The sequence below is a fragment of the Gordonia sp. (in: high G+C Gram-positive bacteria) genome (assembly GCF_049299075.1).
Lineage (GTDB): Bacteria > Actinomycetota > Actinomycetes > Mycobacteriales > Mycobacteriaceae > Gordonia.
The window spans coordinates 1-10,473 of sequence record NZ_JBAQWU010000377.1; the positions used below are offsets into that span (position 1 = coordinate 1).

General features: G+C 65.6%; 12 protein-coding genes. 4 read left to right on the forward strand and 8 right to left on the reverse strand.

Annotated elements, in window-relative coordinates; genetic code table 11:
• Positions 1 to 105: 105 nt before the first annotated feature.
• From WAW85_RS11850 to secA2, 6 genes are all read right to left on the reverse strand, one after another.
• Positions 106 to 612: a bifunctional nuclease family protein gene (locus tag WAW85_RS11850; protein WP_422559810.1), complete on the reverse strand. Its 507-nt coding sequence runs from the start codon at positions 610 to 612 to the stop codon at positions 106 to 108.
• A gap of 18 nt (positions 613 to 630) precedes the next feature.
• Entirely contained in the window at positions 631 to 1,311 is a 681-nt protein-coding gene (locus WAW85_RS11855; RefSeq protein WP_422559811.1) for a MerR family transcriptional regulator, read from the reverse strand.
• Between the two features lie 55 nt (positions 1,312 to 1,366).
• The gene (gene garA / locus WAW85_RS11860) at positions 1,367 to 1,810 is read right to left on the reverse strand and encodes a glycogen accumulation regulator GarA (RefSeq protein WP_422559812.1); all 444 of its coding nucleotides are present in this window, start codon (positions 1,808 to 1,810) and stop codon (positions 1,367 to 1,369) included.
• Between the two features lie 188 nt (positions 1,811 to 1,998).
• On the reverse strand, positions 1,999 to 2,403 hold the full coding sequence (gcvH, locus tag WAW85_RS11865) for a glycine cleavage system protein GcvH (RefSeq protein WP_422559813.1): 405 nt from the start codon (positions 2,401 to 2,403) through the stop codon (positions 1,999 to 2,001).
• A gap of 75 nt (positions 2,404 to 2,478) precedes the next feature.
• Positions 2,479 to 3,102 (reverse strand): CDP-alcohol phosphatidyltransferase family protein, encoded by a 624-nt coding sequence (locus WAW85_RS11870; protein ID WP_422559814.1) that lies wholly within the window; start codon positions 3,100 to 3,102, stop codon positions 2,479 to 2,481.
• Positions 3,099 to 5,390, reverse strand: coding sequence for an accessory Sec system translocase SecA2 (gene secA2 / locus WAW85_RS11875; protein WP_422559815.1), 2,292 nt, complete (start codon positions 5,388 to 5,390; stop codon positions 3,099 to 3,101). Before secA2 ends, WAW85_RS11870 begins: the two co-directional genes overlap by 4 nt.
• A gap of 120 nt (positions 5,391 to 5,510) precedes the next feature.
• Between secA2 and WAW85_RS11880 the strand changes: the two genes are divergently transcribed.
• From WAW85_RS11880 to WAW85_RS11895, 4 genes are read left to right on the forward strand one after another with little or no spacing between them, the layout of a single operon-like run.
• Positions 5,511 to 6,317, forward strand: a complete 807-nt coding sequence (locus WAW85_RS11880; RefSeq protein WP_422559816.1) for an META domain-containing protein — start codon at positions 5,511 to 5,513, stop codon at positions 6,315 to 6,317.
• Between the two features lie 46 nt (positions 6,318 to 6,363).
• Positions 6,364 to 7,371: a malate dehydrogenase gene (locus tag WAW85_RS11885; protein ID WP_422559817.1), complete on the forward strand. Its 1,008-nt coding sequence runs from the start codon at positions 6,364 to 6,366 to the stop codon at positions 7,369 to 7,371.
• Between the two features lie 56 nt (positions 7,372 to 7,427).
• Positions 7,428 to 8,324 (forward strand): polyphosphate kinase 2, encoded by an 897-nt coding sequence (gene ppk2 / locus WAW85_RS11890; protein ID WP_422559818.1) that lies wholly within the window; start codon positions 7,428 to 7,430, stop codon positions 8,322 to 8,324.
• A gap of 10 nt (positions 8,325 to 8,334) precedes the next feature.
• A complete protein-coding gene (locus tag WAW85_RS11895) occupies positions 8,335 to 9,564 on the forward strand; it encodes a polysaccharide pyruvyl transferase family protein (RefSeq protein WP_422559819.1) in 1,230 nt (409 codons plus the stop codon).
• A 30-nt stretch (positions 9,565 to 9,594) separates the two neighbouring features.
• Here the strand turns inward: WAW85_RS11895 and WAW85_RS11900 are convergent, their stop codons facing one another.
• Together WAW85_RS11900 and WAW85_RS11905 are read right to left on the reverse strand one after the other, a co-directional pair.
• Positions 9,595 to 9,960 (reverse strand): VOC family protein, encoded by a 366-nt coding sequence (locus WAW85_RS11900; protein ID WP_422559820.1) that lies wholly within the window; start codon positions 9,958 to 9,960, stop codon positions 9,595 to 9,597.
• Between the two features lie 37 nt (positions 9,961 to 9,997).
• A partial coding sequence (locus WAW85_RS11905; protein WP_422559821.1) for a S1 RNA-binding domain-containing protein occupies positions 9,998 to 10,473 on the reverse strand: 476 nt, incomplete at its 5' end.

The following is a 10,473-nucleotide window of genomic DNA, read 5'->3' on the forward strand; positions in this document are numbered from 1 at the left end:
GTGCGAGACAATGCGACGCGCGGTAAACCTCAACCTAAACTTCAGGTGTAGGACAATGGTGACCCCGCAGTGACCGGAGCGTTACCCTTTGACCCCTCGACGAGCTCAAGGCGCAGTGTCAGGACCGAGGAAGTCCTCCGGGGTGACATGGTCGAGGAACTCCCGGAACGCTTCCAGGTCCTCTTCGCTAGGTTCCTCGCCGGGGGTGCGACCCTCCTCGTCGGGCATGGCCAACCCCGCATCGTCGAGCACATCCTCACTGGCCACGATGGGTGCGTCGACCCGCATGGCGACAGCGACCGCATCCGAGGGACGCGCGGAGATCACCGCGCCGCCACTGAAGGCCATCTCGGCGTAGAAGGTGCCCTCCTGCATATCGACGATCCGAACCTCGGTGAGGTCCTGGTCGAAGGCGGCGCAGAGGTTGACGATGAGATCGTGGGTCAGCGGCCGCGGCGGCTCAATCCCGCGCTGCTGCAGGGCGATAGACGCGGCCTCGCTCTGCCCAATCCAGATCGCCAGATAGCGACTGCCCTGCGCCTCTTTCAGGAGCAGAACCGGCTGGTTCTGCGGCGCTTCCACCCGAATCCCGACGACTCGCATCTCGCCCATCGGATCGGCCCTCTTCCGCTAGTCCAGAACGCCGCGCACTGCGGCCTTCACCAATTGAGTATGCAACGTCACCGACAGCGCCGCCATCTCACGGATGAGTTCCTCGGCGCGATCGCGCGCGCCGGTGCCTTTTCCCTTGGCGATCGGGTTGGCGATCTGCGCCACCAGGCCGGCTTCGCGATCAGCACTCACCTTGAAAGCGCGCAGGTGACGAGCTTCCAGACCAAAGTTGGCGAGCGCCGCAGCGGCCTCCACCAACCGGACTGCGTCCTCGTCGAAGAAACCCCCGGGCCCGGCCGAGAGCAGACTGCCCTGCATCAGTTCGGCAATGAATGCCGAATCGACTCCGGTGCGTTCGATCAGCACCTCGCGCGACACCCGGCCGCCGCGTTCGGCGAAGTCGGTGGCCGGCGCCACCGCGGTGCGCGCCGTCGACAGCAGCCGTGCGCTCGGCGCCGTCGACGACTGGGCGTCGATGGCGTCGAGTTGCTCGCGAATCACCTTGAGCGGCAGGTAACGATCCCGCTGGGCGGTCAGCACAAAGCGCAGGCGCTCACAGTCCGCCGTACTGAACCGGCGGTAACCCGACGGCGCGCGTTCGGGCGTGACCAGGCCCTCACCCTCCAGAAAGCGAATCTTGGAGATGGTGACCTCGGGAAAATCGTCGCGCAGAATCTCCAGAACGGCACCAATCGACATGGTCCGCTCGCCGGAGTCGGCACGCGCAGCACTACCTGTCACAGGTCAGGCAGTCCTATTCTCCGGCACGCGGGCCGGACAGGAAGACCAGACGGAACTTGCCGATCTGCACCTCGTCGCCGCTGCTGAGCAGGACGTCGTCGACCGGTTCGCGGTTGACATAGGTACCGTTCAGGCTGCCCACATCGACAACCTTGAAGTCGGTTCCCGACAGGCGGAACTCGGCATGACGACGGCTGACCGTCACATCGTCGAGAAAGATGTCACTGTCGGGGTGGCGACCGGTGGAGGTGGTCTCCTGATCCAGCAGGAAGCGCGAACCCGCATTGGGGCCACGCTTGACCACCAGCAATGCGGTGCCCGGAAGCAACCGCTCCACACCCGTATCCGCGGGCTCCGGAGTCGTCGCGGGGGCGTCGATCTCCTTGATGAACTCTTCACGGAAGACCGAGGTGGTCTCCACCGGGGCTTCAAAACCGTCGTCGTTACCGCTCACCACAACTCCTTTGCCAACCCCGGGAGGTCGGTCTGTCAGCACAAATATGACAAGCGGACACTTCTCGCCGTTGAGCGCGTCCGCGGGCAGTTCTCTCACCTTCAGAACCTACCGGTTCCTTCCCCAGCCGTCAGCGAGTCGCCAACGACGGGTGTGGAACAAATCTTACGTTGTCCGCCGATCGGACCGAATCAGTCGGCGATCGCTTCGCCGTAACCATCGGCATCGAGCATCGCGGCCAGGATCGCGTTGAGGTCGGCGCCGTCGGCCACAGTGATTTCGACCAGCCAGCCTTCGCCGTACGGATCGGTGTTCACCAGTTCCGGAGTGTCAACGACGGCGTCGTTCGTCGCCGAAATTACACCGTCGAGCGGACCGTAAATGTCCGAAACACTCTTGTGCGACTCGACTTCGGCGAACGATTCCCCGGTCTCCACGACCGCGTCGATGTCGGGTACCTGAACGAAGACGACGTCGTTGAGCGCCTGCTGCGCGAAATCGGTGATGCCGATTCGGACGGTCGACGGTCCGACCTTGCGCAGCCACTCATGCTCGGCGGTGTAACGCAGTTCCGCGGGGATGTTGGTCGAAGTCACGATCTCACCATTCTCTTCGTCAGGCACGGCCGGTCCCGAAAGGTCTCTCGGGCAAGGATTCTATCGTTCCGCAGCTTATCGGGCGGCGTCGACGCGGACCTGACGGACCCGTGGCAGTTCCCGAACCACGGCGACGGTCTGGATCCAGTAGAGCACCGCCGACCAGAGGTACATGGCCACACCCCAGATCAGGAAGGCCCATCCCACTGGGAACGCGACGCTGCCCACCCAGCCGTCGATCTGCCCACCCAACAACCACGGGAAGGCACTCATCAGTGCGAATGTCGCAGCCTTGCCAATGTACAGCGTCGGCAGGGCGGTGATCCCCCGACTCTTCAGCAGTGGCGCGGTGGCTAGGAGTAGCGCATCGCGGGCGACGATCAGGCCGATGATCCACCACGGCACGTACCCGACAACCCCGAAGCAGATCGGAATGATGATCACGTACAGCCGGTCGGCCGCCGGGTCGAGGAGGGCACCGATCTTCGACGACTGGTCCAGCCAGCGGGCCAACTTGCCGTCGAGCCAGTCGGATATTCCCGAGACAATGAGCACGGCCAGCGCCCAGCCCGGGGCATCGCGGCCCAGTAGCAACCAGATGAAGACCGGGATCAGTGCCAAGCGCAGCACGCTCAGCGCATTCGGGACAGTCCAGAACCGGTCGGGCGCCAACTCGGCCGGCTCCGGGGTCGCGGTCACCGGAAGATGCCCACGATTCCCTGCAGCGCCTGAGAGCCTGCCGAGAATTGGTTCTCGTGCACCAGGTAGGTCCAGGTCATCGTTGACCGGTGCAAGTCGGCGCCGTCCAGGTCGACGCCGTCGTTGGTGATGCGCGCGTTCTGGAAGGTCTCCCGGGCGGCCTCCATCGCCTCATCCACCAGCTTGGTGAACTCGGCGAAAATCAGTTTGTGGAACTCCTCCAACGGGCTCTGCGCACCGAGCGCACGCAGGTGAATGCTGGCCTGCACATCGGCAACGTACCCGAGATGATCGGCCCACGCGCGGTCCAAATGGTAGAGCACAATTTCTCGTGCCGCCCCCTCCAGCACGGCCTCGTCGACGGTGCCGCTCACGTCAGCCCAGCGCTCCGGTTCGGACTTCTCCAGCTCAACAGCAGCCTCGTCGGTCGTCAGGATGTTCATCCGGCGACGGACGATCGACTCGCGCTGCTCGTTGACCTGACGGTTGAAGTTCCAGGTGTTCGAGTGCAGCGTCAGCATCGCGGCCTCGGCAATACGCTGCGCCTGCTCAACGATCTCGGCGCCCTTCGCACCGAGGAGGCCGTCGGACTCGGGCGCAGTGGTCCCGCGCAGGCTCGTGACGTTCTTGGTGACGAGCGGGTCTTCCAAACTGGAGAAGAACACCGACCGGCCCGGGTCACCCTGGCGTCCGGCACGACCACGCAGCTGATTGTCGAGCCGCTCAGTGTCGTAGCGCCCGGTGCCGACCACGCAGAGTCCGCCGAGCTCGAGGACCTCGTCGCGGGCCGCCTCGTCGCCGTCCGAACCGCCCAGGCGGATATCGGTGCCGCGGCCAGCCATCTGCGTCGAGACGGTGACGACGGCCTTGCGCCCGGCTTCGGCGATGATCGCGGCCTCCTCGGCATCGTTCTTCGCATTCAACACCACCGACGGCACCCCGGCCCGCTCCAAGAAGTACGCGAGTTCTTCCGATTGGGCGACGTCGTGCGTACCGATCAGGATCGGCTGGCCAGTTACGTGGGTAGCGGCGACGAACTCGACGACCGCCTCAACCTTGTTGGCTTTCGTGTCGTAGACGCGGTCCGGCTCGTCCTCGCGGATGTTCGGTGCGTTCGACGGGATCTGCGAGACTTCCAGTCCGTAGAACTGCCGGAACTGCTCACCGGCGGCGATCGCGGTACCGGTCATGCCGGCCACCTTCGGGTACCGGCCGATCAGTGCCTGCACGGTGATCGTGTCGATCACCTCGCCAGCTTCGGTCAGTTCCAGACCTTCCTTGAACTCGACGGCGGCCTGCACGCCGTCCGGCCAACGCTGCAGTCGCGCGACCCGACCACGCGAGGCGTTGATCAGGTGCACCCCGCCGTCGCGCACGATGTAGTCGACATCGCGCTCAAGCAGGTAGTAGGCATAGAGCGCGACGTTGACGTGCACCAAGGTACTGCCGACGTGCGTATCGTCGTACAGGTTGATGCCACCCAGAGTGGCCTCGACCAGCTGCGCGCCGTCATCGGTCAGGTGGACGTTGCGGCCGTCGGTATCGACGTCATAGTGCTTCTTCTTCAGGCGCGACACCACATCGAAGATTGCACTGTTTCCGATGGTAGCGGGCGTCGAACCGGCCAAGATGAGCGGCACCAGCGCCTCGTCGACCAGCACCGAATCAGCCTCGTCGACGATCGCGACGTCGGGCACGGGAGCGACCAGGTCCTCGGCGGTCAACGCGAGATGGTCGCGTAGGACGTCGAAACCGATCTCGTTGACCGAACCGTAGGTGACGTCGCAGTCGTAGGCGCCGCGACGCTCGTCACGGTCCGCCTTCTCCGAGACCGCACCGACGGTCACGCCGAACAGTGCGTATAGCGGGGCCATCCATTGGGCGTCGCGGCCAGCGAGGTAATCGTTCACCGAGATCAGGTGGACCGAATGGTCGGACAGCGCGAAGCCGATAGCGGCGATCGCACCGGCCAGCGTCTTACCCTCGCCGGTGGCCATCTCGACCACATCGCCAGCCAGCATCCGCAGCGCGCCCTGCAACTGCACGTCGAACGGGGTCATCTCCAGCGCTCGCGTACCGCCTTCGCGGGCCAGCGCCAGAAAACGCACCTGACCGTCTTCGGTGTCGAGGTCCACGTCGCCAGCCGCGGCTGCGAACTCGTCGTCGGACAGTTCCTGCGCCCACTCGTCGTACTTCGCCGAGGCCTCAATCATCGCCACGGACTTCGACTGGTTGCGTGTGGTCTGCGCACCGAGCATGCGCCACATCGCGTTCGAGAATTTACCCATCGGTGCCTATCTCACTCCTCATGATTTTCCGCCCCCGCGCCGCAGGGCCGGGATCAATCCTGCTCTACCGTACGCGGCGAGGGTGCGCTCGGTGCGAGGCAACTCGACTACGCTGAATCCGTGATCAGATTTTCGCAGTTCGCTCGGACCGGCGCGATCAGCATCGGGGCCGTCGCACTGCTGGCCGCAACCAGCGTACTGACAGCCTGCGGGACCACTGAGGCCGACGTCGCGCACGATCCGGCGTCACTCGTCGGCAAGACATATCTGTCGACGTCCGTCTCCGGCACGCCAATTCCGGGCGATGGACCGCTGGAGGTGACCTTCCCGCAGGCTGGACGAATCGCTGCCACCGCCGGCTGTAACCGGCACATGGGCGAGGTGACCTTCGCTGGCGACACCATGACGCCCGGTCAACTGGCCGCAACCATGATGGCGTGCCCGGGCGCGCGCGCCGACGCCGACGGCTGGCTGTCGAACCTACTCGGCGGCCCGCTGAGCTGGTCAACCTCCGGCACCACGCTGACGCTGAGCCGGGCCGGCCAGACCGTCAAACTGACCGAGCGCGCCAACACTGCGCTGGTCGGTACCGAGTGGACGGTCCGGTCGATCGTCCATTCGCAGGGCATCGAGTCCTCCCAGGTGATCGAGGAGATCGCCCCGACGTTGACGATCACCGGCGGCGGCAAGGCGTCCGGTTTCGCTGGCTGCAACCAGTTCACCGGCGACGCCACGGTGAACGGCGACAAGATCGAGTTCCGCGGCATCGTCACCACCCAGAAGGCGTGCGACGACGAGGTTTCTCGGGTGGAGAAGAATGTCCTCGATACCCTCCGCGGCGCCGTCACCTACGAGGTGGAGGGCAAGCAACTCACCCTCACCAACGACGCCGACCCCAGCATCGGGCTTCGACTCCAAGCTCCCTGACCCCCGACTCCTGACTCCTGATTCCAACCTCCCCGGAAAGGTCGCTATGCGCCGTACTACCGCCTTCACCAAACCTCCGGTCGTGGTCACGGTGACCGGTGCCGCCGGAACCATCGGCTACGCGGCCCTATTCCGCGTAGCGGCTGGCGCCATGCTCGGTCACGACCAACCGGTGATCCTGCGCCTCCTCGAGCTCTCACCCGCGCTACCCGCCGCCGCAGGCATCGCGATGGAACTCGACGACTGCGCCCTCCCGCAGCTGGTCGACGTGGAGATCTACGACGACCCGCGCGCCGCCTTCGATGGCGTCAATCAGGCCTTGTTGATCGGCGCGAAGCCGCGCACCAAGGGGATGGAGCGGGCCGACCTGCTGTCGGCCAATGCGTCCATCTTCGCTGCGCAGGGCGCCGTCCTCAACGACGTCGCCGCCGATGACGTGCGCATCACTGTCGTCGGCAATCCGGCAAACACCAACGCCGCGATCGCCGCCCGCCATGCCCCAGATATCCCGGCCGGTCGTTTCTCCGCGCTGACTCGCCTCGATCACAACCGCGCCATCGCCCAGCTCTCCGAACGCGCTGGCGTCCCGGTTACCGAGATCAGCGGCGTGACCATCTGGGGTAACCATTCGGCCACGCAGTACCCGGATATCTTCCATGCCACGGTCGGCACCGTGACCGGCGCGGAGCTCGCGGCAGACGAGGCCTGGCTGACCGGTGATTTCATCCCGACCGTCGCGCAGCGCGGTTCGGCGATCATCGCCGCCCGCGGCGCGTCGTCGGCCGCCTCCGCGGCCAATGGCACCATCGACCACGTCCAAGATTGGGCGCTGGGCACCCCGGGTGACAGTTGGACGTCGGCAGCCATCGTCTCCCCCGGTGCGTATGGCGTCCCCGAGGGACTGGTCTGCTCGTTCCCGGTCCGCTCGGACGGGACCGACTGGCAGATCGTCGAGGGCCTGGAGATCAATGAGTTCTCCCGTACCCGGATCGACGCGTCAATCGCCGAGCTGCAGGCCGAGATCACTGCGGTCGACGCTCTCAGCGATAACTGAACATCGCTGTGCGCGTCTCGGGCACTGGACTCGGTGCGGCGCACTAGGATCAGTTCATGACCGACAAAAAGAAGGCCGGCGGCGGCTCGAAGAAGTCCAGCGACGCCAAGAAGTCTGGCGGCTCGAAGCAGAAGAAGAACAAGGGCGTCCGGCTCGGCAAGAAAGAGTATGAGTCCGAGCTTTTCCGCTTGCAGACCGAACTGGTTGCGATGCAGGAGTGGGTGCGCGAGACCGGTGCCCGCGTCGTCGTCGTCTTCGAAGGCCGAGACGCCGCAGGCAAGGGCGGTGCCATCAAACGCATCACCCAGTACCTGAGTCCCCGCATCGCTCGGGTGGCAGCGCTGCCCGCACCGACCGATCGGGAGAAGGGCCAGTGGTACTACCAGCGGTATGTGGCCCAACTGCCCGCTCCCGGCGAGATCGTGCTCTTCGACCGGTCCTGGTACAACCGCGCAGGTGTCGAGAAGGTGATGGGCTTCTGCTCCCCGGAGGAGCACACTCGGTTCCTGCGGCAGACTCCGATCTTCGAGCAGATGCTGATCGACGACGGCATCCTGCTGCGCAAGTACTGGTTCTCCGTCTCCGACGCCGAGCAGTTGCGCCGATTCCGCGCCCGCCGCGACGACCCGGTCCGCCAGTGGAAGCTGTCGCCGATGGATCTGGAATCGATCTACCGGTGGGAGGACTACTCGCGCGCCAAGGACGAGATGATGGTGCACACCGACACCTCGGCGAGTCCCTGGTTCGTGGTCGAGTCGGACAACAAGAAGTCCGCCCGCCTGAACATGATCTCGCACCTGCTGTCGACCGTCGACTACACCAACGTGCCACATCCGGTGGTGAAGCTACCCAAGCATCCGCTGACCACGGGTAATTACCACCGTCCGCCGCGCTCGCTCAGCAAGTTTGTCCCGGACCACGTCGCAACGCTGATCGGCGATCCGGAGGAGTGAACTCGCGCCTGTGAACACGGTCTCGTCGCTGCGGCGAAAAGCCAAGCGCGCCTTTGAGTTCCACGACTTGATCTACTTGGTCGGTCCGGCGGGCTACCCGAACTACGGCGACGAGGTGATCACCGAAGCATGGCTGCGCTACCTCGCCCGGCACCGGCCGTTGGCCACTGTCGTCGTCGATTGTGGACGGCCGGGGTCGGCGAATCTACTGCTGCGCCAGGTGAATCCGCGAGCAATCTTCGTCAACACCTTGTGGGAGTTGATGACGTACGCGGAGTCGTCCCCGGACAATCGGAATGTCGACCCCAAACGTCCGTGGGAGTGGGTGGCGCAGGCGGCGAGCCGCTTCGGGGTCGCCCCAGCCGAAGGCTCCGGGGTCGAAATGTTACTGCGCGCCAAGACGATTCACCTTGTCGGCGGCGGCTACGTGAACCGGGTATGGCCGCAGCACATCGCGCTGATTGCGGCGATCGCCGAAGTCTCCCGGGTCACCGGTGCCCGCGCTGTCGCCACCGGCCAGGGCCTGCTTCCTGCACTGCAGGGCGCGGCCCTGGACCGCTTGCGCACCGATATCGCGCAGTTCGACGTCTTCGACGTGCGGGATGGCCCATCACACGATCTCCTCGAAGGGCTGGGCGCCACCTGGCACGGCGATGATGCGTGGCTGTCGCCGCACGTACGCCGACCGACGGCCCGGATGTCCACCGGCGAGGTCGTGATCTGCGCGCAGAGCGACCTCACCGACGACTTCCGGCGCGGTGCCAACGCCACCGGCCCACGGGCGCTGGCCAGTCTCCTCACCGAGATCCTCGATGCATGGCAGGTGCCCGGCGAGCGGGTGCGGATCATCGAGGCGATTCCGGGACAGGACATGGCTGTGCCGCTGCTGATGGGCGACCGACTCGACGGCGCAGTCCGGACGCCCTTCCTTGACGTGTGGCGCGACGGGCTGCCGAGCGGCCGCGGATACACCTGGCTGTGCACCCGCTTCCACCCGCACCTGCTAGCAGCCACAGCTGGCGACTCCGGGGTGGCGATAGTGCCCAGGCCCGACTATTACGGCGTCAAACACTCCTCGCTTACCGATCTCGGCAGTCGCTGGACCGTCGTATCCGGCGACGATCCGGTGCCGACGTGGCCGCACCCTGGCGGATACCTGCCCGAGGAGGTCGAGGCAGCGGTCGCCAACAAGGCGGCCCTCGCCAAGGCGCTCTACCCCGCGGGCGTCCGCGTTCGCTAACGACTGGTCCGAGGATCGGGTGCGGCCCGGTCAGTGATCGGCGGCCGCGGCGACGCAGAACTCGTTGCCCGCCGGATCGGCCAGTGTCACCCAACTCATACCCGGCATCTCGCGCTCAGCGATCAACGTCGCGCCGGCATCGAGCAACCTGCGCACCGTCGCCGCCCGATCCTGCGCGACCAGATCGAGGTGGATCCGGTTCTTACCCGGGGTCGGGTCGTCGACTTTCTGGAAGGCCAGCAGCGGAATCCCCTCCCCCAGCGCGAGGGTCACGAACCAGCCGTCGTTCTCCGCGACGACCTCGGCGTCGAAAGCCGCCCGCCACCACTTACTGAGCGCCAGAGCATCGTCGGTGTCAATGGTGATCATGGCCAATGTCAGGGCATGTGCAGACATACCCCGACAGTAGTCGAACGCGTGTGCGGAACGGAGGCTATCGTCCGAATCCCGCGTTCCGAAGAGCATCCGCCATCGATCCGGTGGCCGGCCGCTCCTCCCGGCGTTTCTTGCCACCACCACGCGGTTGCTGACTGCCACGCTGCTGACTCGAGCGCTGCGCATTGCCACCCGATGTGCGCTCACCCCCCTGGCCGACGCGCGTGGACTTGCCGCCGCCGGGTTCGTCGTTCAGCCGCAGCGTCAGTCCGATGCGCTGGCGGTCGACGTCGACGTCGAGCACCTTGACCTTCACGACCTGCCCCGAGCGCACCACCTCGTGCGGATCGGAGATGAACTTCTCGCTCATCGCCGAGACGTGCACCAGCCCGTCCTGGTGAACGCCCACGTCGACGAAGGCTCCGAACGCCGCAACGTTAGTGACCACGCCTTCGAGCACCATGCCGGGCTTGAGGTCGCTCACCTTTTCCACGCCGCTGGCGAAGGTCGCGGTAGCGAAGGCCGGCCGCGGGT